Annotated in this window: 29 protein-coding genes and 1 pseudogene; 10 read left to right on the top strand and 20 right to left on the bottom strand. The window is 42.3% G+C overall.

Annotation, left to right across the window (positions count from 1 at the left end; genetic code table 11):
- Window positions 1-26 precede the first annotated feature (26 nt).
- Together O9139_RS16975 and rpiB are read right to left on the bottom strand one after the other, a co-directional pair.
- Window positions 27-854: a helix-turn-helix transcriptional regulator gene (locus tag O9139_RS16975; protein WP_270880659.1), complete on the bottom strand. Its 828-nt coding sequence runs from the start codon at window positions 852-854 to the stop codon at window positions 27-29.
- A gap of 21 nt (window positions 855-875) precedes the next feature.
- Complete coding sequence (gene rpiB / locus O9139_RS16970; protein WP_270880658.1) at window positions 876-1,337, bottom strand: ribose 5-phosphate isomerase B; 462 nt, start codon at window positions 1,335-1,337, stop codon at window positions 876-878.
- 326 nt (window positions 1,338-1,663) lie between these two features.
- Here rpiB and O9139_RS16965 point away from each other — a divergent pair, with 326 nt between their 5' ends.
- Window positions 1,664-2,719 (top strand): LacI family DNA-binding transcriptional regulator, encoded by a 1,056-nt coding sequence (locus O9139_RS16965; RefSeq protein ID WP_270880657.1) that lies wholly within the window; start codon window positions 1,664-1,666, stop codon window positions 2,717-2,719.
- A 110-nt stretch (window positions 2,720-2,829) separates the two neighbouring features.
- Here the strand turns inward: O9139_RS16965 and O9139_RS16960 are convergent, their stop codons facing one another.
- The 7 genes from O9139_RS16960 to O9139_RS16930 all read right to left on the bottom strand — a co-directional run bounded on the left by O9139_RS16960 (window position 2,830) and on the right by O9139_RS16930 (window position 7,480).
- Window positions 2,830-3,105 (bottom strand): hypothetical protein, encoded by a 276-nt coding sequence (locus O9139_RS16960; RefSeq protein WP_270880656.1) that lies wholly within the window; start codon window positions 3,103-3,105, stop codon window positions 2,830-2,832.
- Window positions 3,106-3,405: 300 nt separating this feature from the next.
- A complete protein-coding gene (locus O9139_RS16955; RefSeq protein ID WP_270880655.1) occupies window positions 3,406-3,693 on the bottom strand; it encodes a hypothetical protein in 288 nt (95 codons plus the stop codon).
- A 181-nt stretch (window positions 3,694-3,874) separates the two neighbouring features.
- Complete coding sequence (locus O9139_RS16950; RefSeq protein WP_270880654.1) at window positions 3,875-4,600, bottom strand: ATP-binding protein; 726 nt, start codon at window positions 4,598-4,600, stop codon at window positions 3,875-3,877.
- A gap of 220 nt (window positions 4,601-4,820) precedes the next feature.
- On the bottom strand, window positions 4,821-5,567 hold the full coding sequence (locus tag O9139_RS16945) for a GNAT family N-acetyltransferase (protein ID WP_270880653.1): 747 nt from the start codon (window positions 5,565-5,567) through the stop codon (window positions 4,821-4,823).
- 80 nt (window positions 5,568-5,647) lie between these two features.
- On the bottom strand, window positions 5,648-6,094 hold the full coding sequence (locus tag O9139_RS16940; RefSeq protein WP_270880652.1) for an HIT family protein: 447 nt from the start codon (window positions 6,092-6,094) through the stop codon (window positions 5,648-5,650).
- A gap of 346 nt (window positions 6,095-6,440) precedes the next feature.
- Window positions 6,441-6,875 carry a hypothetical protein gene (locus tag O9139_RS16935; RefSeq protein WP_270880651.1) on the bottom strand — a complete coding sequence of 145 codons (435 nt, stop codon included), beginning with the start codon at window positions 6,873-6,875 and terminating at the stop codon, window positions 6,441-6,443.
- A 179-nt stretch (window positions 6,876-7,054) separates the two neighbouring features.
- Complete coding sequence (locus O9139_RS16930; protein WP_270880650.1) at window positions 7,055-7,480, bottom strand: hypothetical protein; 426 nt, start codon at window positions 7,478-7,480, stop codon at window positions 7,055-7,057.
- Window positions 7,481-8,378: 898 nt separating this feature from the next.
- On the opposite strand from O9139_RS16930, the pseudogene O9139_RS33355 reads away from it, so the two are divergent.
- Window positions 8,379-8,628 (top strand): annotated as a pseudogene (locus O9139_RS33355) (IS110 family transposase); the annotation flags it as partial.
- Complete coding sequence (locus O9139_RS16920; protein ID WP_377526696.1) at window positions 8,601-9,560, top strand: Rieske 2Fe-2S domain-containing protein; 960 nt, start codon at window positions 8,601-8,603, stop codon at window positions 9,558-9,560. The pseudogene O9139_RS33355 and the gene O9139_RS16920, both read left to right, overlap by 28 nt.
- A gap of 204 nt (window positions 9,561-9,764) precedes the next feature.
- On the opposite strand, the gene O9139_RS16915 is transcribed toward O9139_RS16920, so the two are convergent.
- Both O9139_RS16915 and O9139_RS16910 read right to left on the bottom strand, forming a co-directional pair.
- Window positions 9,765-10,004, bottom strand: a complete 240-nt coding sequence (locus O9139_RS16915; RefSeq protein WP_270880648.1) for a hypothetical protein — start codon at window positions 10,002-10,004, stop codon at window positions 9,765-9,767.
- 237 nt (window positions 10,005-10,241) lie between these two features.
- Entirely contained in the window at window positions 10,242-10,385 is a 144-nt protein-coding gene (locus O9139_RS16910) for a hypothetical protein (RefSeq protein ID WP_270880647.1), read from the bottom strand.
- A gap of 776 nt (window positions 10,386-11,161) precedes the next feature.
- On the opposite strand from O9139_RS16910, the gene O9139_RS16905 reads away from it, so the two are divergent.
- From O9139_RS16905 to O9139_RS16880, 6 genes are read left to right on the top strand one after another with little or no spacing between them, the layout of a single operon-like run.
- Window positions 11,162-12,271: an iron-containing alcohol dehydrogenase family protein gene (locus tag O9139_RS16905; RefSeq protein ID WP_270880646.1), complete on the top strand. Its 1,110-nt coding sequence runs from the start codon at window positions 11,162-11,164 to the stop codon at window positions 12,269-12,271.
- A 35-nt stretch (window positions 12,272-12,306) separates the two neighbouring features.
- Complete coding sequence (locus tag O9139_RS16900) at window positions 12,307-13,386, top strand: ABC transporter substrate-binding protein (RefSeq protein WP_270880645.1); 1,080 nt, start codon at window positions 12,307-12,309, stop codon at window positions 13,384-13,386.
- A gap of 26 nt (window positions 13,387-13,412) precedes the next feature.
- Window positions 13,413-14,198 (top strand): aliphatic sulfonate ABC transporter permease SsuC, encoded by a 786-nt coding sequence (gene ssuC, locus O9139_RS16895; protein ID WP_270880644.1) that lies wholly within the window; start codon window positions 13,413-13,415, stop codon window positions 14,196-14,198.
- A gap of 19 nt (window positions 14,199-14,217) precedes the next feature.
- Complete coding sequence (locus O9139_RS16890) at window positions 14,218-14,994, top strand: ATP-binding cassette domain-containing protein (RefSeq protein WP_270880643.1); 777 nt, start codon at window positions 14,218-14,220, stop codon at window positions 14,992-14,994.
- 24 nt (window positions 14,995-15,018) lie between these two features.
- Window positions 15,019-16,227 (top strand): aminotransferase-like domain-containing protein, encoded by a 1,209-nt coding sequence (locus tag O9139_RS16885; protein WP_270880642.1) that lies wholly within the window; start codon window positions 15,019-15,021, stop codon window positions 16,225-16,227.
- Between the two features lie 15 nt (window positions 16,228-16,242).
- Window positions 16,243-16,581, top strand: coding sequence for an IS110 family transposase (locus O9139_RS16880; RefSeq protein WP_270880641.1), 339 nt, complete (start codon window positions 16,243-16,245; stop codon window positions 16,579-16,581).
- A 199-nt stretch (window positions 16,582-16,780) separates the two neighbouring features.
- Here O9139_RS16880 and O9139_RS16875 read toward each other — a convergent pair whose 3' ends face one another.
- From O9139_RS16875 to O9139_RS16860, 4 genes are all read right to left on the bottom strand, one after another.
- Window positions 16,781-17,518, bottom strand: coding sequence for an MATE family efflux transporter (locus O9139_RS16875; protein WP_270880640.1), 738 nt, complete (start codon window positions 17,516-17,518; stop codon window positions 16,781-16,783).
- A 209-nt stretch (window positions 17,519-17,727) separates the two neighbouring features.
- Window positions 17,728-18,810: a putative lipid II flippase FtsW gene (gene ftsW / locus O9139_RS16870; protein ID WP_270880639.1), complete on the bottom strand. Its 1,083-nt coding sequence runs from the start codon at window positions 18,808-18,810 to the stop codon at window positions 17,728-17,730.
- A 391-nt stretch (window positions 18,811-19,201) separates the two neighbouring features.
- Window positions 19,202-19,471, bottom strand: coding sequence for a hypothetical protein (locus tag O9139_RS16865; RefSeq protein WP_270880638.1), 270 nt, complete (start codon window positions 19,469-19,471; stop codon window positions 19,202-19,204).
- A 995-nt stretch (window positions 19,472-20,466) separates the two neighbouring features.
- The gene (locus tag O9139_RS16860) at window positions 20,467-20,742 is read right to left on the bottom strand and encodes a hypothetical protein (RefSeq protein WP_270880637.1); all 276 of its coding nucleotides are present in this window, start codon (window positions 20,740-20,742) and stop codon (window positions 20,467-20,469) included.
- 224 nt (window positions 20,743-20,966) lie between these two features.
- Between O9139_RS16860 and O9139_RS16855 the strand changes: the two genes are divergently transcribed.
- Window positions 20,967-21,575 carry a hypothetical protein gene (locus O9139_RS16855; RefSeq protein ID WP_270880636.1) on the top strand — a complete coding sequence of 203 codons (609 nt, stop codon included), beginning with the start codon at window positions 20,967-20,969 and terminating at the stop codon, window positions 21,573-21,575.
- Window positions 21,576-21,740: 165 nt separating this feature from the next.
- Here the strand turns inward: O9139_RS16855 and O9139_RS16850 are convergent, their stop codons facing one another.
- The 5 genes from O9139_RS16850 to O9139_RS16830 form a co-directional block, all read right to left on the bottom strand.
- Entirely contained in the window at window positions 21,741-22,436 is a 696-nt protein-coding gene (locus O9139_RS16850) for a nuclease-related domain-containing protein (protein WP_270880635.1), read from the bottom strand.
- A gap of 182 nt (window positions 22,437-22,618) precedes the next feature.
- Window positions 22,619-22,897, bottom strand: coding sequence for a hypothetical protein (locus tag O9139_RS16845; RefSeq protein ID WP_270880634.1), 279 nt, complete (start codon window positions 22,895-22,897; stop codon window positions 22,619-22,621).
- Window positions 22,898-23,253: 356 nt separating this feature from the next.
- Complete coding sequence (locus tag O9139_RS16840) at window positions 23,254-24,159, bottom strand: pyridoxamine 5'-phosphate oxidase family protein (protein WP_270880633.1); 906 nt, start codon at window positions 24,157-24,159, stop codon at window positions 23,254-23,256.
- Between the two features lie 259 nt (window positions 24,160-24,418).
- Window positions 24,419-25,795, bottom strand: coding sequence for an FAD-dependent oxidoreductase (locus O9139_RS16835; RefSeq protein ID WP_270880632.1), 1,377 nt, complete (start codon window positions 25,793-25,795; stop codon window positions 24,419-24,421).
- 163 nt (window positions 25,796-25,958) lie between these two features.
- Window positions 25,959-26,417 (bottom strand): cupin domain-containing protein, encoded by a 459-nt coding sequence (locus O9139_RS16830; protein WP_270880631.1) that lies wholly within the window; start codon window positions 26,415-26,417, stop codon window positions 25,959-25,961.
- Window positions 26,418-26,649: the final 232 nt, after the last annotated feature.

Genomic DNA, 26,649 nt, shown 5'->3' with positions numbered 1-26,649 from the left:
CAGTTACCGAAAGCATCACTTTTTATTCAAATCAAGCCTATACCCATACACTCCCGATATTGTCCTGGAGTCATGCCCTCGCTTCGTTTAAAGGCACGAATAAAGCTATGGACATTATTATAGCCAACCTCATTGCTAATCTGATTAACAGTCCGATAATTGAAAGATAAGAGCCGCTTGGAATGATCGATTCGCTTTTGCGTGAGTAAGTTGTAAAAGGTATTTCCGGCATGCTGCTTAAGCAAGCGGTTGAGGTAAGTTGAGGAGCAGTGCATCGTCTCGGCAAGCTGATCCAGGCCAAAGTCTTCACTGAAATGTTTCTCGATGTAGGTGATTGCTTCACATACCGTCCGCTGGTTTTTGCCTTTGCGCTGACTGGAAGCATAATTGCCAATGAGTTGACACAAGTTCATCAAGTAGCTGCGATATTCGCAGAGGGTTTTTGATTGTTCAATAATGTGCGAATAAGGATCGTGGTCATTACCCAAAATGTGGTGGAGAGTCAAGCCAGCGTTTTGCGTTGTTTGCAGCAATGCATGCGCCAGCTGCAGATATTGAAGCCTCATGGAGTCAGTAACTGCGTTTTGTGTATCTTCCATACCTGTGTCCTTTCCGTCTAGCGACTCCAGAACCTGTTGCAGTACCCGTCTTAGCGTGGAGTTGCTCAAATGCTCTTCGAGCTCATAAAAACCAGTATGCTTTGGAGATAAAAAACGGTCGGCATCGTTCGCCGTACTTGGCTTTACGTTCCGGCTAAAAGGCAACTTGAACGCAATAGACGAATTACTTGTGAAATTCCTTAGGCTTTGCACAATCATCCCCCACTTTGCGATTTTTATATCATTCGCTTGCATGTGGTCAAAATTCCAGTTTGATTATTCAGTTTTTGTTTGGGCTTCTTTTTCCAATTGCTCCAGCTTGCCGACTCTTCGGCGAAATTGTTCTTCGTCACTGAATGTGGCCGTAATAAATGCTGATATCAAATCTTTGGCCAGCCAGGCGCCGACGATCTGTGCTCCTATGCACATGACGTTAACATCGTCATGCTCGACGCTTTGGTGCGCGGAATGATAATCATGGCAGACGGCTGCACGAATACCAGGAATTTTATTCGCTGCAATACAGGCACCTACCCCTGTCCCACACACCATAATTCCACGCACAGCCTCGCCCTTACGTACGGAATCGCATACCAGCCTGGCGATATCCGGAAAATCAACGGCATTCGGACTGTAACACCCATGATCCAGCACTTTGCATCCAATCGATTCGAGATGTGCCGCAACTGCAGCTTTAAGCGCATACCCTGCGTGGTCGCATCCTATGGCAACGATCATAAATATCCTCCTTTTAACGACTTTAATAAAATGAAAACGATGCCATTAATTACTAAAAAAAATGATGTTAGTTAGTTTCGAATTTCTTCTAAGAGCTTTGGCATCGTTGCCAATTCAGTGAAAAAAAAGAAAAGCTGCTAACACAATTCAATGTTGTAAGCACTTTCAAGCCTATAATATTTCAATTTTATAGCCCTGTCAACCTAAAATTTCTTTGTGCTTTGCTTAAAATTGTACTACATAGATTGCAAACAAATTGCTATAATGGCTGTAATGATAACGTTACCATTTTTATGTCATTTTTTACTTTCAAGGAGGGGCCAATAATGAAAAAGCCCACGATTCATGATGTTGCCTTAGAGGCAAAAGTAACACCCTCCACCGTATCCAGAGTCATGAACGATTCCAATCTCGTTAAGCCGCACACCCGACAACGGGTTTTGGAAGCTATTAAAAATCTCGGTTATATTCCCAACAATACAGCCCGCATGTTCAAATCAGGTAAAAGCCATATTCTCGGACTCGTGGTTAGTACACAACATATCAGTGAGCTCAGTTTCAACGCCGGTTTTCAGTCACTGTTTAAAGCTTTGACGGTAAAAGCTCACAGCGAAGGCTATAACATTTTGATTATTACATCAGCCAACGCCGATGCCCATTCGTATTTTGAAGTGATTAAAAATCAGGTAGCCGACGGATTTATCATATTAAGCCCGTCTGCTAACGAATCATTGCCTGCTCTTCTTGATGAAGCAGGTATTCCCTATGTATTTAACATGAAATATTCCAACAAACCGGAAGAAGATTATTATGTAACTTCGGATAATTTTGAAGGAGGCTATATCGCAGCGAAATACTTGCTCGACCTGAACCATACCGATATCCGTTTTATTGTCGGGCTAGTTAAAGGAGGCCTTATGTCTTTTAACATGGATAGAATTGCGGGGTTCAAGAAAGCCTTAGACGAGTACGGGGTGGCTTTTAGTGATGAGATGATCGTTCCCATTCCCGGTCAGATGGAGGAAAGCTATAACCTAATTCATCAATTATTTCAAACACATAAACCGACAGCGCTGATGATTTCTAACGAAATTACGACAGTCGCCGCATTAAACTACTTTTACGACCATAACTACCGGGTGCCGCAAGATGTTTCCGTCATCGGATTTGGCCCTTCCGAGTTTTTCCGCAATCTCCGTCCGAATTTGACAAGCGTCAGCTTTGACATTGCGTGGACGAGCAACGGAATTGTTGATTTGCTGCTCCAACGCATCGAGAGTAAACCTCTAACTACGGAACGGTCGAAGAAACCCGAATTGATTATTAGAGACAGTACGGCTCGCAATCATTCCACTTCGCAGAACCCTTATTCTGCGAAGTAAGCACAAGTTATTATTCCATTTTCACCTTTTGTCCCATCTCATCTGGGCAGGCACGCCTTCAATAAAAAAAGGGCTGCGCCGAAATAAATCTTTCGGTGCAGCCCTTCATTTTACCACCAAAATCCTGGACCACCGAAGCCGCCAAACGGGAACCCGCCAAAACCACCGAATGCAAAAGGTTCAGTTCCGATGGCTAAGAGATCAAACAATATCAATGGGATGATCGCTTTAACCTGTACTCTTTTACCTTTTTGTGGAGCTACAATCAATGTGTTTCCGCTAACTCTGACCAATTTGCCTGAAACGCTTGTTCCGTCTCTTTTCACTGCCATAATTTGTTTACCGACCATTTTACGAACGTCCTTTATCCGAATTTGGGATGTCACGAACGTACACCTCTTTCCGCCAACAGAGATACATTGCCATACAATATACTACTGTTTAAGTAACAGCGATTGGATACATGTCCACCCATGCATAAAAACAGTCGTTCACCTACAAATCAGGACCAGGCGGAATCGCTGCTTTCTGCTACCGGTACATTTCAAGGCACTCACGTTCATTACTTAGTTCACGGCTGCTCATAGTTGGACAACTTCTATCCACAGCAAATCTACCTTCAAACGTCTTGAACGCTTTGAACGTCCGGAGGAGTTTCGGCGTAATAGACGGGCTTCCTCATACCGCTACCCATAGATCATTGCTTTCACGTTATCAAATCCAACCATTTTGACCACCATCATTATTGTGTTAACCACCAGCATACAGATATTTAACATCACTAGACCACGACTACGGCCCCACGATGCCCACATACCCCAAGCCGCTCCGCACATCAAACCAGCGTTGAAGATAAGCATGATCCGATCTACTGCACTTTTGTGATGGATGAAGATCAAGTTAATAAGTGCGAAGATAAACAGACTGATTATGAATGACTTTGCCACTAATGTTATCAGTTTCATATTAATCATGGCTTTTCACTTCCTCTCGCTTAGAAGCTTTATACGCATTTATAGAAGCATTTAAGAAAGCTACAGGATTGTCCAATGTCAGGCAATTGTTTTAGGGCATCTATCTTTCATGACATACCCTCTCCAACTAACGAATTAATTTAAGAAAGTCCTAAAATTAGTGCGTATCTAAGATCTGGGCTTATAGATCTGGGTTGTTTACTGGCATCAGAGGCAGTTCAATTACCACAGTCGTGCCTTGATTCAGTTTACTTTGAAATGATAGTTTACCTCCGTGGCATTCAATAATTCGTTTGCATACCATCAGACCGAGGCCCGTTCCATTCGTTTTGGTAGTGACAAACGGAGCACCTAGTTGAGATAACAATTCCTCGGATATTCCCGCCCCCTGATCTTGGATGCTAACAATGATGCTTTGATTTTGCTCATTTCGAATAGTAACATATAAAACTCCCCCGTGAGTCATTGACTCTATGGCATTTTTTAAAAGATTAATTAAAACCTGTTTGATTTGGTCAGGTATACATTGAATTGCCGGCACGTCTTGATCCATTTCTATGAGTATTTGAACGTTATAGAGATACGCTTGAGGCTTCATAAAATGTACTACACTCTGCACGAGTGATTGTATGTTACATTCAATAAAATGATTTAGGTGCGGTTTTGCCAGAGTCATAAATTCATTCACTACGTAATTAATATGCTCCAACTCTTCCATCATAACATCTATGTATTCCGTATTTTTCGCCTTTAATAATTGAACAAATCCTTTTAACGACGTGAGTGGATTGCGAATATCATGAGCGATGCCCGCTGCTAATTCGCCAATGAGCGATAGCTTCTCCGATCTTATGACCATTTCTTCTGACTTTTTCCGCTGGGTAATGTCGCGAATGATCCTCAGCACCGGGCTGCGGATCTAAGTTATATATTTTAAAGGGGGTCTTAATTTTAGTATAGGCTTAATTCGTTAAGACAGCATGAAAATAAGAGTTCAATTTAATTACATTTTTGAACTAAAGTATCCCGTTAGATCAACGCAATCCCCGAACTTGAAATTATTCTGAAGACAGTTTGGAGTTACTCTATTGTAAATATCTATTGGATTTGCAGCCAAGACCCAGCATTCAACAAACTGGTGGTATCAATACCCCGTCAAGTCTCGTTTTGTAACAATGAGCCCATGCAGGAATGTAACCTGCTCTGACCGCCACTTGCTGTGACACCACATTGCTACCGTCAGTACCGTAATAAGGAATATATCCACGCCTTAAGATTTCGAGTGTTAGCATATTTACAAGCGAAACGGCAAGCCCTTTGCCTCTGTAGGGAGGCAATACATCAACCCCAATTTGCCACATTGTCTTACAGTCAGCACTTGCTCCTGCTATACCGACAATTTCACAATTAGATCTAGCCAATGTAACTAATACATCGGGACGTGGGTGATTTTCGTCATATTGTAAAGCGTTGCGAAAGCCAGCAATATCATAAAGCTTTTTAATACTACTTCTTTCAACAATCTCATATTCAAACCCATCAGGGTTAATCATAGGGCTAATTTTCCCAATATCGGAAAGAAAATATGGGCTTATACCATAAACAAACGGCATGCAAAGTGCTTCATAACGCGTCTTACCTTCAAGTTGTTCGCGGATATAAGGTAAAATATCTCTTGAAGCATTTATCACTACACTGCGTCCTGATGTGACTATCTCGATACGAGGAGTTACCCAGGGAAATGGTCGTCTATCTTTGTTTTCGCTTGCTTCAGTAAAAATAAATCCGTCCTTTAAAAAATCATCTGGCGAACAGTTATAGTCAATGGCAAGTTGACTGTAAACACTTTCCATCATTATTTTTTTATTTATCATAAATTAATCACCCAATACCTCCCTTTCCTATTAACTTATACTCCGTTGTTTGGCCTGTCCCGATCCTGTAAGTAACCTTCTTAATTAGCTGAACGGTTCTTCTCCGAATTCGGGTTAAGAAAAGCATGTAATTTCTGAACCACATCAGTAGCATCTTTTTCATTACAGGACCAATTTTGTTTTATGAACTCTATCCCTTTTGTTGTGTTCTCACTCCTTCGGGGAATGAAATGTGCATGAAAATGTGGAACACCATCAATGGTAATAAGTGAGTACACTCGTTCTGCACCGGTGACATGTTTGAGTGCTGAGTACAATTTCTTAATCAAAATCCCATATGACGCTGCTTCCTCCTCTGTCATCTCAGAAAAGTCGAGAAAGTGGCGCCTCGATTCTAAAACTATTCGCCCTAAAATGGATTGCTGTGCTGGGAAATGACAGACTTTCCAATGTTCATCTTCATAAAAATATCCACCAGGTGGTTGGTCGGTAATACCAATATGCTTAACACAAATAAAGCATGACATATGTATTCCCCCTCGAGATAGACTCGTATCATACTTAGGTAAGGATCAGTTGCCGGTCATTGTTGGCCTGCTGAGTCTTCATTCGCGTTCTCCGTTATAGTAATCAATTAACACAGAACCTCGACAGTAAATCCACCAGGCGCTTGGACATAGAACGTCCATACGTGCGATCGTTGTGGGGCTCCACATTCATCTCATCGCTCTCCTTTTATAAGAAGACGAATTGGACAAATTTATAGTTGCACATTGCGTTAATCTGCCAGTTAGTTGAGAAAAGGCAACCGATTCGTCTGGCCGGTTGCCTTGATGATATAATGATTAAACTAACGTTCCCAGTTAGCTTCACCTAGTAATGTGCAATTACTTTCTTCAATGAACACTCTAACTTTTCCCCAATTGTCAATACATCAGCTTTAGTAATATCACTCGACGATTCCAATACTTCTATTGTAAATCGAGCAAAGCCGGCCTCCCAGATATAATTTAAGTCATTTAGTGTTGTTTGCTGGTTACAACATGTGGTAATCGTTTTGAGTTCGTGAAAAGAACTTTCTGAAGCTATATCCATCTGGTTTTGCCACCATTCGATCTCAATGTTGCTTAAACAAAAAGGACAGATAATTTTCTCAAAATTTGCGCCCTGATCTATGAACCGCACCTCTTCGGTAACTATGATTTGTGCATGAAAACGTTGTATCCATTCATCGATCATTTCAATACATTTCTCAGTTGGAACATATTCTGGATCAGTCGGGATTAACTTAACAACTTCGGCAGACATCTTTTCCTCCCCTTCTACCCTAAGTCCTATTGGAAATGCATACTATTTCAATACAATCACCACATAATCCTGCCCAATAGCTTAACGAGGCCACCGATATTGCCGGCAGCCTCTTCTTTGATTTGCTTATCCCGCTAACGTTTGCTTTCATCTATCAGCCATTTTTACTAAGTTTCCAACTAACGTAAATCATTGAAGTCCGCTTCAGTAAAATCCAGCTCATTTATTAAATAAATTATCCCATTTGCCCAACAATCATCATGTTTATTAATTGCTCTGACTGATGCATTTTCGATAAATGGTATCAATATTTTTTTATTAATATCCTTCAATGTAGTAATAATCGGTCTTACCCCTGGCCATGTTAAGTCTTGAAACAATTCCATTAAGTAAGGTAATGCAGCTCTATTGTTTGGATAACCAATATTCCCCAACACAATCGCAGCGTTATCCCAGCATGATTTACTACACAATTCATTTGATTGTATAGCAAGAAGAATTACATCTTTTCCTTTCAAGTTTGATAATTTTTCGACTGCATTTTGTTGAATGTTTTCAGGCTGGTTCCAACTCAACTCCCTAATAAGCTGATGAATACCCTCCATCTAGTTCACCTTCTAACTTAAAGAAATTTCATTAAGTTGATTTCTAGCTTTGATTGAATTATCCTCCTGCCCGTTAGCTGAATTCCCAAAAGTATATATATTTTGGACTTGTCGGCAATCGGACGATATTCTTGGCCTAGATCGGCAATAGAAACATATTCTTGACATTAAGAAATGACAAGAATATGTTCCGATAAAATAAAAAAGCCGCCATTTTGGCGAATATTAATCGGACTATATTCTTGTCACTCGACATTTGCGGCCTTGTTTTGTTTTTTGTCTAATCTTAGACTGTCACTGTGTTTGTTCTACTAACGTTCTGCGTTAATTGAACAAAGGTACATTATCGTATATTGTACATACAACTCGAATTGATTCTATGAACACAAAAAAAGAAATCCCCTTAAAACTTAAAGGATTCCTCTTTTTCGGTACACTACAAGGTGATATCGAATGAGTATTCTGGGTATGGTGTGCGCTATGGTGCTATTAGTCTATTCTGTCTAGAGAAATGGGTATGGGCTGTTTCGAATGTTCGAGCCATCTTGTTCTTTTATTACTGTATTACCAAGCAAAAACTGCAAGAACGATTACAAGTAAAACATAAAGGACCAATACCACCGCAGCTGAGGAGTAGCCACTATAACCTGCACAACTTGCACCCATATTTTAATCATTCCCCTCAAGTTAATTTTCATTACGGTATAATCATACGCTCAGTACATACTTCTTGATTGGACATATGCCAGGGATTTCTTTCTGGAAGGTAAAAAACACAAAATAATCCGTTCCTCTAAAGGACGGTTTTTTGTTTAGGAAAGCGGAGGTATTCGTGGAACAATTGACCAATCCTGTCCGTTAGCAGTGCAAGCGCCGCACCACAGATGATGAAAATGGCACGGGCGTGTTTTGGAAACCAATCGTCAACTTGCTAGAAGCTGAAGGAATTGAATTTTTAGTGGTCAATGCCCAGCATATGAAAGCATTACCTGGGCGTAAAACAGATGTTAAAGATTCCGAATGGATCGCTAAACTTCTCCGCCATGGACTTCTAAAAGCCAGCTTCATTCCAAATCGAATCCAACGTGAACTTCGAGAGCTTATGCGTTACCGCAGCATCATTGAAGAGAGATCGAGACAACACAATCAAGTAGCGTGGTCAAAGGATCTGGACAAAAAACCGATTAAACGTAAATTGCTTGGCAAGGATCTCGTTCTGTACCGTGATCAAGCTGGTAACGCTAGTGCCATGCATGCCTATTGTTCGCATCGCGGTGCTGACTTGTCGCTCGGGTCATGTCGAGATGGAAAATTGGTCTGTCCGTATCATGCATGGAGATTCGATACCGACGGAAGATGTATCGAAATCCCGGCCCACCCAAATCGTCCCATTCCTGCGTTTGCCCATACATTTACCTACCCAGCCACAGAACGTGCAGGACTGCTGTGGGTGTATCCAGAAGCAAATGATAAAAGCAATGAAGAGGCGATAATACCTAGCCTTCAGATTTTTCCCGAACTTGAGGATCCACAGTATACAGCTGCCCCATATGCAGCCATATGGGAAGCACATCTTACACGAGTCATTGAAAGTGTAATCGATGTTGCACATGTTCCGATCGTACATCGTTCGACTATTGGAAAAAAATCAAAGGAAGAGATTCAAATCGACTTCGAAGCCGACGAGGACCATATCCAAGTAAGAAATGGAAACGGTTTACTTCAGTATCAATTTCCGCAGCAATGGGTTTTGACACTTCCCAACCAGACGCGCAACAAAATTTACAACTATGTTACCTTCACGCCCATGGATGAAAATAAGACGGCGATTTTTGGTTTAGTCGGGCGAAACTTTGCAAAATCTGTCCCGGGCATCAACTCAATTTTTTCCAGGTACAGCGCCAAGGTACTGGAAGAGGACCGTATGATTGTCGAAAGTCAGCATCCGAGACCAATCCCTGAGGCGTTACGTATGGAAGCGCATGTGCCTGCAGATGGCCGTCAAGTGAGGTTTCGACAGATGTGGTACGATTTTCTCACCAGAGATGAAAAGAAGATAAGACTTGATAGACTTCGTTAAAATCCAGACTATCAATAAACATCCTCGCAGCAAAAGTGCGGGGATGTAGACCACTATTGTATCGTCAAACACGGGTAAAAAAAGGTCACTAAAATTGGTATTATACGCGAAAATAAGAGATATAAAATAAGAGGAAAAGATGAACTAGACTACTACTACAAATGTTCCTACATAAACGACACAAAAGTTCGGAGACGGCTGCCTTCACCGAGGTGTATAATCCCCTTCGATACCCCTTTCGAATACATCAAAGCTGTCGCGTTTCAACCAATCGATGATTTTTCCGCCATTACCGCAAAGAAGCTGATATTCCATTTCTACTTTATTACTTGGGGAATGTGCCAAACGAATATCACGAATATGATATCGCATGCGGTCACTTTTGAGAAACACGATATCTCCTACCTCAACATCGTCTTTCGAATCGAATTCGCTAACTCCCATCTACTTGTTCTCCTTAGAAACTTTATTTTTATATCCCTGCAGCTTTTATAAATGATCCCAGGAGTCGTAAGTATAAATCCTTCTTATTTCGTGGACTCGCTCCGTATTCAAACCTGCTCTGAAGCAGTTCTCCACTTCTTGCCCTTTCTTGCATTACCCAGATTAGCACATTTTCCTATATCACTAACAGCGGTCTACCACTATAAAAACTCTTTGAAGAAATTGCTTAAAGCACGATTAAATCCTTTTTTGGGTTGATTTCTTTGTTCGTGTACTCTTCTTTGATTGCGCCTTTTTACTAATGGTTTTATTCGTTTGATTTTTCTTCTTTCCTTTTATGGTATTAACTGACGCTGCATTTTTAATTTCTTTATACTTCATTGTATTAAAACTCCAACAAGTTCTCCATTTTGAAGTGTTTTTCGATTAATATAACCGCCATTTTCAAGCTCTTTGATTCCCATCCTAATTGAACGTTCACTATCGGGCTGACTCGTTTTCTTTATTAACTCCATGGTTAGATCCTGTTCTTCGTATGTGAAAATCAAACTGAAATAAAGTCCCTTGGATTTTAGCGAAAAACAAAAATACCGCGAATGCGCGATAGTCTTAAGCCTGAATTATCGTTTATAAGAGCCTTCACAGCTGGGACAGTCCAGTCTGAATCATTCTTAAGTATTTTTGTTCTCCGGTTTTAATGTACATAAGGAAATTATATTGATTAAGTGCTTTTTTCATTAAAAGTGTCATGATTATAATACACCTCCTAGAATATAGCATAAACCTAAATCTATGTCTTTATACTAGATTCATAGAATTTCTTACCTGGCTTCAAGATATCTTACGAAGGGTAAGGTATTGCTTAAGCTGCTAGTTAGATTGGCATTGTTTTCTTGTAGTCTTTTCCTTGCTACGAGCCATCCAATTATCCTTATCGAACATCTAATTAATGTGCAACACAATTTAATAAATACTAAATTATATATAATTATAATTTAGATTCTCCCGTAATCGTACCTCTACGATAGAAGTGCTATATCTTTGGATAGAAAACTTCAATTAGACGCTTTGACGTGTCCTGTGTTAGTGTTACTCCTATATTCACACTTAACACATAGGAATAATTTGATTTTAAATTTAGAGGAGTGGAAGCACACATGATCAACATTAAAGCGCCTGAGCAGTATTGGAATGAACCTGATATTTTGTTAAAAAGCGGATCGTTGATTGCCCCTTATGGCAAGAAGGCGCTAATTATCGCCGGTCAAAAAGCGCTGAAAGCTGCAAGCCACACATTCCTTGACAGCCTGGACCAAGCCGGGATTACCTTTACAATTGCGGAGTTCAGCGGAAAGGTCACCGAAGAAGAAATCGAAGTTTATACCGCTACGGCTGCGGAGCAGCAGGCGGACGTTATTATCGGAGTCGGCGGCGGCAAGGTTCTTGATGTTTCCAAGGCGGTCGGCGGCAAGCTCCGCATTCCTGTTGTTGCCGTACCGACAGTAGCGGCGACCTGCGCTTCTTGGGCGGCAGTCTCCATCCTCTACGACGATCTGGGACGTTCCTCCGGGCACATTTTAAATGAACGCTCACCGGTATTGGTGCTGGCTGATACGCGTGTTCTGGCATCCGCACCCAAACGCTATTTAGCTTCAGGCATCGGCGATGCCATTGTGAAATGGTATGAAACCGTCGTAAACCTGAGTGATGATCCCGACGGATTGGATATCAGAATCGCGACCCAAACGGGAAAGCTTGCGCTCGAAAGGCTGCGCGTCCATGCCTTGCAGGCTTATGATACGGCCGGAAGCGGCCGAGTGACGCCCGCTCTTACGGAGACGATCGATGCCGTCATCGCGCTTGCAGGATTGGCGGGTACCGTTCAGGGTTTGACAGCCCGCGCCGCCATCGCTCATGCCATTCACAACAGCCTGACCTTTATCCCGCAAACCGGCGGCACCCTGCACGGAGAGAAGGTGGCATTCGGACTTCTCACTCAGGCGGTACTTGAACGGAGAGCGGAACAAGAAATCAATGAGCTTGCGCTATGGCTCCATAAGCTGGGCCTCCCCATTACGCTGGCAGAGCTGGGAATCAGCCAAGATCCTGCCGTCATTGCGATTCAAATAGCCAAAGGGGTTAGGCTGCGGGAAGGCGCGGCGAAAGGCTTGTCATTCGATGTCAATGAGTCCCTGCTAGCCCAAGCAATTAGGCAAGCGGATCAATGGGGCCAGCGCATCATTCAGAAAGGTTACGCAAAATTATAAAACTTACCTTACATGGAGAAGGGTGCGTTACGATCATGTTCAGATTCACCAAATTTGCCAAGCAAACTGTTATTTCCTTATTCATCGTTGTTTTAGCCGCCGGGTGCGGAAGTAAAACTGCCTCCTCAGGAGATGCGAAATCCCAGGTGACGTCTGCGGCACCGGTGTCAGGGGCCAGCGCTACTTCCCCTTCCGTCGACCTCAGCAAAGTCACTTTGCGCGTCGGACAGACAGGATGGGGAACTTTGGAGCTAGGCTTTAAAGAGGCAGGTCTCAGCGATACGCCTTACAAAGTGCAGTACAGCGTCTTCCAGGGCGGCAATCTGCAGCTCGAGGCGATGGCGGCCGGTAACCTGGATTTGGGCTCCACGAGCGAAATCCCTCCAATCTTCGCTTCCCAAGCGGCCAACGGGGGGAATTTCAAAGTCATCGCTTCTTTTGAATCTACGACGCTGAATCAGGAGCTCGTCATACCCAAAGGCTCGCCGATCAAGAGCGTTGCCGATTTGAAAGGAAAAAAGGTCGCTTTCGTAAACGCTACAACAGCCCACTACTTCTTGGTCAAAATGCTGCAAGCTTCGGGTTTGTCATGGACGGATGTCGAAGCCGTTCCCTTATCGACGTCAGACGGTTTAAGCGCACTGATCAGCGGCAAAGTCGACGCATTGGCCAGCTATGGCAACGCAATTATTTCCTCTCATCAAAACGGAGCGACGGAATTAGCCAGCGCCAAGGATATTTTATCCGGAAATTTCTTATATGAGGCTACCCCCGAAGCGATTAATGACCCGGCCAAGCATGCCGCTATCGTCGATTTTTTGGCCCGTTTGAACAAGTTTTATGCCTGGAGCCGCAGCAATCAGCAAAAGTGGGCCGAAATTACGGCGGCGAATACCAAGCAACCTGTTGAGCAAGCGTTTGATACCCTGAAAAAGGGCGAAGAACAGCGCCCATCCAAGCTCTCCGCCAACTTCGAGAAGGCGATTGCTTCCGAGCAGGATGTCGCCGATACGTTAGTCGGCGTAGGACTCTTAAAAAGCAAAGTAGACGTCAGCGCCACTTGGAGCAGGGCTTTTGAGGAAGAGCTGAAAAAAATAACGGCGCAATCCAAATAGAACAGTTAAAAGGAGCGTAGTTGCAATTGAAGGCAATAAAGGCAAAGCAGCGGTTTCATCAAGTTGCCCCCTGGATACTGCCCGTTCTGATCCTGCTCACCTGGCATTTGCTCACCAGCACCGGGCTCATCCCGGCGAATGTGCTGCCGCAGCCGCTCAAGGTGCTCAGCGTCTTTGTCAGCATGCTGAAATCCGGTGAGCTGTTCATCCATATCGGGATTAGCGCCAAGCGGGCTATAAGCGGTTTTATGATCGGCGGGAGCATCGGATTTTTGTTCGGTTTAATTAACGGCTTTTGGCGTACGGCCGAAAGATTATCCGACTCGACCATCCAGATGATCCGTACCATCCCTCATCTCTCCTTAATCCCGCTGGTCATCATCTGGTTCGGGATTGAGGAACCCGCCAAGCTGGTACTCGTAGCGCTCGGCGTATTCTTTCCGGTTTATTTAAATACGTTCCACGGCATCCGTTCGATTGATCCGGGATTAATTGAAATGGGGAAGGTATACGGGTTGAATCGCGTATCTCTATACCTTCACATCATTTTGCCCGGGGCGCTCCCTTCTATTCTTGTTGGTGTCCGTTATGCCCTCGGCATCATGTGGCTCACGCTGATCGTCGCCGAAACGGTTGCAGCCAAGTCGGGTTTAGGGTATATGGCGATGAATGCCAGAGAATTTTTCCAGATGGACGTTATCGTATTGAGCATCTTGATATATGCGCTGTTAGGAAAGCTGTCGGATAGCGCGGCCAAGCTGCTTGAAAAATGGTGGCTGCAGTGGAATCCGACTTATTCGGCAAAGTCCTGACAAAAAGGGGGAAGACAGCATGCTTCAGAAAAAAATAGGTTCCCGCATTCATCTCCTCAATGTCTCGAAGCAATTCGATCAACATCCGGTATTAACAGACGTGAATGTGACGATTGAACCTGGAGAATTTATCGCTATCGTAGGCCGGAGCGGCTGCGGCAAAAGCACGCTGCTCCGATTGATCGCCGGCCTTGACCAACCTTCTAACGGCACCATCTATCTGGACAATCAAGCTGTCGGCATAACGCATGAGGATACGCGTGTCTTGTTTCAAGAGGCGCGTCTTCTGCCATGGAAAAGAGTGCTCGATAATGTCCGCATCGGCGATGCCGGCAAGGATAAAGCAAGCGCTACGGAAGCGCTGGGCCTGGTCGGACTCTCTGAACGCGGGGGCGATTGGCCAAGTGTGCTTTCCGGCGGGCAAAAGCAACGCGTCGCCTTGGCCCGTGCATTAGTGAGCCGTCCGCGGCTCCTGCTGCTGGATGAACCGCTCGGCGCATTGGATGCCTTGACAAGAATCGAAATGCAGCAATTGATCGAGCATTTATGGTTGAAGCATGGATTTACGGTCATTCTGGTCACGCATGACGTCAGCGAAGCCGTCGCCTTGGCGGATCGGGTGCTTCTCATCGAGCAAGGGAAAATCGCGATGGATGCCATGGTTACCTTGGCGCGACCAAGAGAACGGGATTCCGGCTTCGCCCACTTTGAGAACCTGATTCTTAATCGGGTGCTGAAAAAAGATCCCCGGGATGCAGAGCTTGTACAGTCAAGAAAATTATCTTATTCCATATAACTCTTACGAAAGCAGGTGATGATGTTGACTCGACGATTAGCGTCATTCTCTTTTGCCAAACGGGTACCTTCCACGCCATCCATCGGCAGCACAACCGTAACGAAGCCGGATCACATCCATTTATCCTTCGGTTTCGCTGCGCCGCATCTATTCCCCATAGATCAGCTATCCGTCTCGGCGGCGGAAGCCGTCACACTTCATGGAAGAAAAGCGCTGCAATATTCAGGCTCCGGCGGCCCCGGAAAAATACTGAAGTGGATTCAGAATCGCTCCCTGGTTCACGGGATCAATGCGGAGCTGAATCAAATTCTGGTCACTTACGGCTCAACGCAGGGCATTGATTTAGCGACAAGAATTTTGGTCGATCCGGGAGATCATGTCTGGGTGGAGTCCCCTTCCTTCTTCAGTGCGCTTCAAGCGTTTCGGACTGCGGAAGCGGTAATCACCTCTTTTCCAATCGATGAGGATGGCGTTCGCGTCGATCTGATTGAGAACGCTCTGCTCGAAGCGAAGCGGAATCATAAGCCTATACCCAAATTGGTCTATACAATGCCGACTTACCATAATCCCGGCGGCGTGACGTTATCCGTCGAAAAAAGGAAGCGTTTGGCGGAGCTGGCCGAAACGTATAACTTTTATATTCTTGAGGACGACGCATACTCCGAATTGAATTTTACCGGGAACAAATATCCCCCTCTCTACACGCTTATTCCGGAAAGAGTCATCTATTTGAACACATTCTCTAAAATAATTGGCCCCGGTCTGCGCCTGGGCTGGTTGATCGCGGACCAGCATGTCATCGATAAAGTAAGGCTGCTGAATCTGGGCGGCAGCATCGGCGTGTTTACACAGGAAATTTTGGCACAGCTGCTTGAGAACTTTGCTTTCCAGGGGCATGTAGACAGTCTGAGCCGGCATTACCGCAAGCAGCGAGATGTCATGGCCGAGGCAATCAAGGAGAGCTTCGGGGAGCATGTATCGTTTCATTTGCCCGAGGGGGGCTTCTATATTTGGCTTCGATTTGACGATCATGTGAATACGAGCGAATTTCTGCAGGATGCCGCGAATCGGGGCGTTAGCTTCGTAGATGGGAAAAGCTTCTTCGTGAAGCCGGAAGGCTACCAATATGCCAGACTGTGCTTCAGCTATGTAAGCGAGGAACAAATTGTTCGCGGCGTAAAAATATTGGCGGACACCTATTTTGCTTATCTCAATAACCCCGTTCCTAGCTAATAGGGCGGTGACCGCATGGAAGTTCACTGGAAACGTAACCTTTTTGTTTTATGGCTGGGTTTATTTTTCAATCACTTGGCGTACACCCTTTCGGTTCCATTTTTCCCTCTTTTCCTGGAGAAGGATTCCAAGCTCCCTATTCTATTCTCGAATGACCTTGCCGGTTTCGAGCATTTAGAACACAGCATTCGGAAGTTACAGAAGATGCACAGCATGAGTGACGTCGTTGTGGGAATGGAGAGCATCGGTCACTACTGGTTCAATATTGCCAACCGTTTGGTGGAGCAAGGAATTGATGTGGCTCTTGTCAATCCAATGACAACCAAACGCAATAAGGAAAACAGAGATAACTAGTCATATTTTCACTCTCCTCCTAAGGATAAAAACAAAAGCCCCGACCAAATTGTTGGTCGGGGCCTTGGTGTCCTCGATACTACTTACGAAGGATAGTATCGCTTGCTCTAATGGTTTAATAATATCTTTCCCTCTACTATCACCAGCTAAACCTCTATTTCAAAACTTTATTTGTCATTTCAAAACTTTATTTGTCATTTCAAAACTTTATTTGACATTTCAATACATTATTGTCTATTTCATTGGTAGACGCCAGATGCAGTCTTCTTTGCGCAAACGGATCGCATCCACCCTTCTGGACTTCCACCATAAGCGAAGCAGCGCATACAGCCGTGCGATTACCATAGCCCAAGCAGCTCCGGCCAATCCCAACCCTGGGATCATCCCGAAACCGAAGATCAGCACATAATCCAGTGCGACGTGAAGCACGTTCATCAAGAGCTACTTTGAGAGGTGTTTTGGTATCCCCTGTGGCACGAAACGCAGCTGATTGAGCGGTAAACAATGCGATGAGCGGGGAGATGCCGAGCACAACTTGAAAATATGGCAAGGCGGCTTCTTCAAGCTCTCCGTACGCCCCCATGATGTGGAGCAAAGGCGATGTAAGAAAGATGGAAACGGCCGAGAGGATGAACCCCAGCGCCAAGGCGACCACATAGCCGTGCCAAACTACAGAACGTCCTCGTTCGAAATTCTTGCCTCCCACGGCTCGCGAGAGAAACACGGATAAAGCAGTGGAAACCGCAGTGAAGACACCGATATATGTAAGACTGTAAATATTCGTCACGCCGACCGCGTTAACGGCGACGATCCTAATTCGGGCGATAAACCAGGCGTCCACAACGCCCAATAGGCACTGCAAGTAGGCTTCGCCAATCGCAGGAATGGCGATAGATGCGACGCGCTTAGCGGGGGCGGGTAACATATATGACTTCACTTCACTCTCCTCATTAACTACACCTATCTTACGCCTTGTTCTGTAACTTGAAAACCGCTAATGCAAAATAACTGCCCGTAACGCCGCTGCCGGTCTAATACTTTATTTTCTCAGTCTATATCTTTATTTCCTAAGTCTAACGGTTTATTTTCCAGTCTAAAACTATTTTTTCTTTTGACACAATTATGATAAGATCAATTTTTTTAGCTTTAAGCAGTAGCTCTTTGATCATGCGAGGCTCTTCCTTTTCTTGAGATGTTTAGCAAGATGCCGACGCTCGCCATGGTAATTAATAAAGACGATCCCCCATAGCTAATTAGCGGAAGAGGAACACCTGTAATAGGGATACTTCCCGTAACGCCGCCTAGATTAATAAGTGCTTGAACACCAATAAGAGATACGATTCCAATACCAATTAAAGTTCCGAACAAATCAGGACATCTCAAAGCTACTACAATACATCTCCATATAAACAAGATATACATGATTAAAAAAATAAAAGATCCAATAAAGCCGAACTCTTCTCCAATTGTTGCAAAGATAAAATCCGTATGTGCTTCAGGCAAATAAAGCATCTTCTCTACCCCTTTACCCAACCCTGCTCCCGTCCATCCCCCATGCCCAAGCGCTAATAAAGACTGAACTAATTGGTAAGAGGAGTCCTGAGAATCATTCCATGGATGAAGGTAAGCCGTGAATCTTTGAAGCCTGTAGCTCTTAGCAAGGACAATTCCAATTGCAATTGGAAGCAAGACAAGACCAATTCCAAAAAGTTGCAATAGGTTTGCCCCCCCGACAACAATCACAATGGTCGCCGCGATCAGGATCACGAGGTCTGATCCTATATCCGGTTGAAGCATGATTAGTCCCAAAACGAGTCCAACTATTATAAATAAAGGAAGTAGACCCTTTTTGAATTGCCTGATATTTTCCCCTTTTTTATTGATTAGAGCTGCAAGATAGATGATTAATCCTATTTTTGCAAACTCAGTAGGTTGAATACCAAAAGAACCGACACCAAACCAGCTTCGATGTCCGTTAATTTTTGTACCGAACATAATAACAAGCCCTAATAAAATAAGAATCAAAACAAAAATGGGACGAGACCACTTTTGAAATATTTGATAAGGTATGTTCATCACGATTAGCATTGTAAACATACCAACAAGACCCCAAATGACTTGTCTCTCCATAAAATACATATAAGAATTGAATTTCCATGAGGCTGATGCTTCACTTGAGCTAAACACCATTAAGATACCAAAGCCAACAAGTATAATCGTTAATAACATAAGTAGAAAATCAGGTCGTCCTTTTAAAAAATTCTTCAGCCTACTCGCCTCCGCTGTTCTTTCTTACTTCTATATATGATGTCGAATACAATGAATTAATGGTGTCATAAATGCTCCATAAATTATTTCAAGTCTTCATTGGGCAATTCAGTACTGTTCTCAGTGGAATAATTTTATTTCCCTATTTACGGTAGATGCGGTATTTTACTTCTGAAACATAGCTCTATTGGGGTCCCTGAGACGCTATTATCCTCTTATTACTCAGCTCACGAAATGGGGATAATTTAGTTAATCTCAAGGCAGATTCGGAAGATAACTTATAAAGAGCAATTGCATTGGATAAATGGGTTTCTTCATTAGGATCGGAAACGTGTTTGTTCATTTCTTCCATTCAACCGGCAAACTCGCCTAGGATATCTTGTAAAGAGGATTGATGAAACTTCATGAAATCTTCAGGTGCTTTCAAGTCGAGAGCATGCCCCAGAGCAGCTTTATATTTCGGAAGGTATGTTTGATTTATCTCTGTTACCAATTTTATATCATCACTTTTTTTAGAAGAAACACCATGCAAGGAAATGCCATAATTCGGAATAACGTTTAGAAGATCAATGATTCCTAGGCTATTGAGTTGTTGGACATAAGCTTGTTTCGTTAGTTCCATAGATGTAGCGTTTGAATTATTCCCAGCATTCTTGTTGGTAGCGCAAAATTTTGTTGGTTAGAGAAAACTTGAATACCCAAAAAGACCAAAGCGATCAGAAAGGAGAAGACTGAAATGAGGTACGCTCTCTCTTCCTGCGAGTATGATCTTTCATATATCGAAAAAGAAAATAAATGCTAACAACTAAAAATGTCCCAAACAAATAAATTAATGGTTTGCCGCCTCAATAAATGTCTTATGCGATCCTCTATCTATTGTTCATTGTAATCCATCACTTGATCACGTTTCTTGATCATTCACTTGAGAATGATTGGTAGGATTAGATGTAATTACGATTAAAAGAGATAAACTAAAACTGAGAATATGATTCTTGGTCGAGCCGATATTTTCAGTAATTAATATGATATTATTTGAAGATGAGAAATCTATGAATAACACATTTATTTATCTTTATTTTAGGCTATGTTAAATCTTAATGTTGATATTTCAGCATAGAAAAACCGCTCTCGGAAAAGAGCGGTTTTATGGAACTATCGTGTTAGAGGGGACGGTCTTTTATCTTTAATTCTGGGGCTTTCCATTCTTTAAATACTTGTTCCATTGGACAGAAACGAACAATACTGCATAGCGAACTCCACTCCATCTGATATCTCACCCACGTTCATATAAACTAATTACAACATTAAGCTACCATAAACTGTATCGGAAATCATTGAAGTAATCTGCCAGATAGGTGAACGAAAGGCGGCTGCCGTCCATTGCCGGCAGCCTAGTTCCTGTTGAATGTTCAACTAATAGTTCCCAGTTAGTTGAATGATCTTTTAAAATTTTAAATGGAATACGCTGGAAAATCACATTCACGCACAATCCGGCAAAGAGATTGATGTAGCGTTTGCTGAAAAGTTATTACGCGTCATCGCTTATTTAAAATCAAAGCATAAAAAACCCAGGAATTGGCGCAGACCTTCATTCCTGGGTTTTGATTTTTACAGATACTAGGGTTGGAACATTTGCCACCAAGGCGTTGTAACCATTTGCGGCGGGGTTTGGTAGTACGGGGGATAAGACGGCAATTGTTGTAGCTGTGGCGGGAAAGGTTGACCATAAACTGATATTTGGGGGTTCGTTCCGTATGTTGCCATCGGAAGGTTAGGTATCCAGTATTTGATCCCTGGAATCATAACGGCAGTACTTGGTAACGGTGCCGGTGGTATGAATAATGGCGATGGAACTGGTTGACTAGCAACTTCATGAAATTTTTGATATGCCATTCATAGTCCTCCTCTATGTGATAATCATGTTTTGAATATCATATGTGAAATTTAGGCTGTTGACATAAGATAATAGCCTATTTGCTTATGAAGAGTTCGCATTTTTTGCATGTCCGGTGAGCTGCATCTTGCTCTAGCCCCTCCTGCACAAGCGATTCTTTTGGTACACCAACTAGGTTAATGCTTCATACATTATAAGCAGCAAAAACAAGGAGGAAGTTTTAATGATCAACAATGAAATTGTGATTGAGAAGAATAATGATACCCGACAGCTTAGTCTAAAAATGTATAACTGGAACCAGATGTTTTTGAAAGACGATCCGACGAAATCGATATGGTTTTGGCTGCAAGATGCAGCACACGAGAGTGAGGGGTTACTTCACGGTTATTTATGGAATAACGATTATTCTGGTAATTTTGGTCTAGCTTTGCATGTTTGGACCCGGATGCTTTTGAGAGCAGATCGAATGAAATCGATACAGTTTTGGCCTGAGGATACAAAAAACCAGCAATTTCCGCACGGTTATATTTGGGCTGGCGATTATGCAGTTCATGGTGTTTCTCATCTGAATGTTAGCGGGAAATGGAAAACTCTTGATGGTACTTTGCAGACCTTCAGCCAATCAGGTAATAATGTTACTGGTACTGATTCTTATGGGAATACACTTACCGGTACTTTATCAGGAAATACGTTAGAAGGTCGATGGAGTAGACCCAGCGACAGTGGAAGATTCCGATATGTCTTTGCGAGTGATGGAAATTCGTACACAGGAAAATGGTCTCACGGTGATGCGGAGCCTTATATTCCATCGAATGCCACCCGGATCAGTTAGATTTCAGACAAACGAAAATAGCGATTTTCCGAGCCGTTATCCGATTGTCTCGGCTGAAGTAAACTCCCGTTAGGTTAACGAAGTTTTTTCAAGCAACGCCAAAAAAAGCGACAGATCGGTTCCATCGCCGCGTTATCGTATCTCGTTTGCTCAATAAACCATTGGTTAGTCCTTTTTTATCTTAGCTACATGCTCCAATCTAATAGTAGGATCGGTAATATTGGAGCTTTGAATAATATCATATATATTTTGAACTTCAGACTCAGTCAGCAATGCCTTAGATGAAGTAGCTTTAATCCTATTTATCTTACGACTAATAAACTCTGATAGCTCTGTATCATAAACAATTAGCTCATTGGATTCAATCTTCCTAAGTTCTGAATCAATACTTAAGCGACATCGCATAGTAAAAGAGATCATAGATATATAAAGTAAGTCAGGGAAATCAGATAGTATACGCTCAAGTGCCTTTATATGTCCAAAGTTTTGTTTTAGAGGATTGAACATGTTAAATCTATTACTAACCCTCCAATACTTATCAGACCGGCTTCCTTTAATTTCTCCGTTGTAGTTCTTGGTTTCAATGATGAATAATCCATGTGGTGAAACGACAATGTGGTCAATTTGAGAATAACCCGTACGAGATTTTAGATTTTTTATTATAATATCACTTAGGTATTTTGTGTCCTTCGGAAGTTGATCCAATTGTATATTAATTTTATATTCACCGAGTTCTCCAATTCTAGAGGAGTCAATTGATCGTTTCTTAGGTGCGTTCGATGACGAGGATTTCCTAGGAGTACTCTTGGGGGATTCCTTCTCGTTTGATGAACTGAACCATGATAGTATTTTCTTAAACATATAGAATTATCTCCTCTGTTACGAAATCTTATATGCCAAATGACTCTAACTTACTTCATCGGAATATGAGTAATCTTTTTTTAATCTTTAGCACTAATCAACTTTGCTGGACATAAGAAAAGGCAGCCGGCATGCTGTGGTCGATTGCCTTTAACTTTGATTTAGCTATCGTGTCCCGATAGTTAAATGATTAGCGTCATTTCTCCATAGGTCAGCGAAATAGAAGTAACCGTCGGGGAAATCGTCGAGATATGCCTCGTCGTCCAAGGTAATATGTGATTTTTGATTTCAACCCATTTCATTTGTAGCTCATCAGTTGAAACAGAGCGAATCTTGTTCTCAGTTTCTTGAATAAAGCAAGTCAATGCATTTTGAAATATTGCCTTACCCACGTCTTGCAACGAAGTAATCGGCATCCTCCGAAATTCTTTTATTAATTCCTGCAACTGATTATTATTCATTATCTTTTTCACCTTCAGCTTTTTGAAGACACCCCAGATAGTTGAGCGGAGCGCACCGCGCTTTCGTGCCCGTTAACTGAATAGGATATTTAACGCATGCTTACTGGAACACCTTTAATCGAGTACTCAACCTGCCAAGAGGTTTGATCCTAGAATGTAGGTAGTTTTGTGTCACAGGACTACAATGTAGGGAAATTTGTGCATTTTTCTATGACACAATTTCACCTACATAAAAAAATAAAAGCTTGATTTCTCAAGCTTTTTCACTCTGGTTTATGTAGGCAAATTTGTGTCATTGGACATCGGTTTTCACATGAAAATAAAAAAGTAAAGATGCCGGCCGCATCCCTCTACCGTCATTGCTCAGGTTTAGGATTAAATGGTGACATCTCGGTAAATTCCCACTGCATTTCAGTGGCATTATTCAATTGAACAACATTCTTAATTTCAAATCTTACCAACCTTCTCGCGCCAGGAAAAGCAGCAGTTGCCGGTTTATCCCAAATGATCTCAGAAAGACCCGTCATATGGAGTGAGTGGCCATGATCATAGTCAATAAACAAAAGACCCGATGAAGGATTCAACTGTATATTCCCCAATGTATTAAACATCGAGTTTCCCGAGTAATCGGGAAATAATAGTGTTCTTGAGTCGATAACGTGAACAAAACCTTGATTACCTCCCCTATGCGAGGCATCCATTTCTCCTCTATTATTAACACTGCCGATATAGAAGGTGTCGGCTTTCGAAATCCATTCCTCCTGTGTGCGGTTCAATTCTTCGCTTTGATGTTTTGACTTTAATAGCCTATTTTCCTTCGGTTGAAATGATCTTTTCTGAATATATTTAGGACAATTCCCGTAAATCTGCTTCGCAGTCACGATGAATTGATTTTCATGTTTAGTAACTACTCCGTTGATTCTTAGTCTAATTCGTCGATTTGTATCAATTATGAGCAGTCCGATTTGTTTTTGTTCTATAAAATGCAGTGCTAGAGGGTCGCCAGCAATTAATTTGGACTTAATTATCGCTTTATTTTCATCAAGTACTTTAATAAAACCTGGTTGTCCGGTCAACCAAGTTACCCATACATCTCCCTTACTATCCTTGGATGACAGGATCGCAAACTGCTGACTGATGAGAAAATGAATCATCCCATTCGAAAAGTGGCTGGTAATCATATTCGCGTTCTGAGCAGCTATAACGTTTTCTCCTGCCCTAAATTGAACCATCAGTTCTCCTTCATGAAATAACTCGTACATTTATACCTCCAATTGGGTCCAGAACGTCTGGGACCATGTTTCGTACTTTGTCAATCAAAAAAAGCCCCTTTTTGCTGGGCATTAGAGTGTCAAGAGAGTGATCACTTGCCTAGTATAAGTAATTTTGTTGTCAGAAGTATCTTTTACTTCATGCGCAATTAATATTTACTCCCTACATTGGGATTGAACCTCTCTAAATGCATACAAACAAAATAGCTATTTCCGCCACTTTGTCGTATGCTTTCCAACACGTGGGTTTTCAAATTTGAGAAAATAAATCGTTTAGAATCTCTGTCATACTAGGATGTGTATAAATCCTGTCCCTAAGATCCAAATACGTTTGATTCGTATCCATTGCGAGGGCAACAATATTAATGATTTCCGCGGCTTCAGCACCGAATAAAGTGCAGCCGAGAATATAACCAGTCTCTTCATCAACGATAGCTTTGAAAAGTCCACTTGTCTGTTTTAATATTCGCGCTCTTGGGGATGCAATTCCGGGCAACTTCGCAACTTTAATACGATAGCCGGCCTGGACGGCTTCTTCTTCTGTAAGGCCAACTTTAGCTAATGAAGGTGTAATAAAAACGGATGTCGGAATGTTTTTCCGATCTTTGCGGGAACGTGATTTGTCTCCGAACAAGTGACTACGAATGATACGAAAATCATCTAAAGAAATATACGTAAATTGAGGTCCACCATTTACATCTCCGATGGCCCAAATATGAGGTACATTTGTACGCAACGTATCGTCAACGATAATGAAACCTTTATCATTAACTTGCACCCCGGCTCTTTCCAGTGCCAGGTTAGCCGTATTCGGTTTTCTACCTGTTGCAAAAAGCACCGCGTCAACATCAAGTTCCTGTGTACTACCATTTTCATTCCGGATCGTTATAGTGGTCCCTTTTATGTTGTCTTGTACACTTTCCACTTTGCTTGAGAATAGAAAACGAATGCCTTTTGCTTCTAGAATACTCTGTATTTCTTTACGGATATCCTTGTCCTCTCTTTTTAGAAAATCTGCCCCTTTCTCGACCACGGTAACTTCAGTACCGAAGGTAGCATACATGGAGGCAAATTCTAAGCCGATAAATCCACTTCCCACGATAGCCATGCGACGAGGTAATTCGCTCATTTCAAGCAGCGTCGTGCTGTTATATATATGGTTGCTATCCCCTGTTGTGGTTGGCATAAATGGAATTGCGCCAGTGTTGATAAAAATATGTTTCGCCGTTATAATGAGTGACTCTCTATCCAACCTCTCAACAAGGACCTCATGAGGTGAAACAAACGATGCCTGACCAGTAATTAGGTTTATACCCGGATGATTGGCAAGATTATCATGGTTTTTGCTCCGAAGAAGGGATACCAGTTCCTCCTTGAAATTCCAGGCTTCCTTAAAAGCTCTTGCCTTAGAAGCAAAATCTGAAGTTTCCTGAGCCGAAACCTGTTCTGCCGAGTGCACTAATGCTTTTGTCGGGATACAACCAATATTGATACAGGTTCCACCGTACATGGTTGAAGATTGTTCAACAACGGTTACGGTCCATCCCTTATTTGCTAAAAAAGGAGCTAAAGTTTTTCCGCCTTTGCCAAAACCGATAATTAATGCATCTGTTTGTTGGTTAATCATGCTTTAGATACCTCCATTATTAAGGGATGAATATTGGGTGTATATAAAAATCCAAAGCCTCACTAAAAAGGCTTTGGATATTCTTTGCTGTTAATCGAAGTTCCCTTGGAAATCAACAGAATTGCACTTTTATACATATTGTAAAAGCTTTAAGTTGAAAAGATTAACCTAGTGATATACCAATTGCTGCATTATCATCAGGCATTCCAAGCCAATAACCGTAAGCAATTGCCATTTGAACAAAATGGTGTAAAACTTCTGGTGAAGGAGGGCCTGCAGGAATCTGATCAACTGGACGACCTATTTCAACAAAGAAATCTCCCATTCTGGCAGTGGAGGCAACTAACAATGTTACTGTCTCATTAGTAGAATTTCTCCACGCGTGCTTTACGTCTCCTGGAATATCAACAGTCTCACCAGCCTTAACAGAAACCCAACTATCTTTAATGAAAGCTTCGAGTTCCCCCGAGAGAACAACAAAAGTTTCACGATCTCCATGACTATGGACAGGCACTGTTACACCCGGTGGAACTTCGGCCTTCATAAGGGAATAATCTCTATTTTCCGTTAAATTCGTTAATAGTTGAACACGTGGTCCCATTACATCCAAAAATGTTGACATTGATGTAGCCTCCTAATGTAAATGAATATTTTTATGGCTGATTATTGATTTTAAACTTTAGAATGATACATTTTATCAGTGAACATCTTAAACTCCGATAAGAATTACAAAAGTAATTAACAAATTATTATATGAACTGATCTTTGACCAAATGTAATCGCATTGAGCAAGTCTATAAAGTTCAAATTTATTCAATTCAGTTTAATGTGGTGCTAATTTTCGAAATGTTTAT

The sequence above is a fragment of the Paenibacillus aestuarii genome, assembly GCF_027789125.1.
Classification (GTDB): domain Bacteria; phylum Bacillota; class Bacilli; order Paenibacillales; family NBRC-103111; genus Paenibacillus_E; species Paenibacillus_E aestuarii.
The sequence above is the reverse complement of the archived record's forward strand: the minus strand, read 5'-3'. Positions and strand labels throughout refer to the sequence as shown.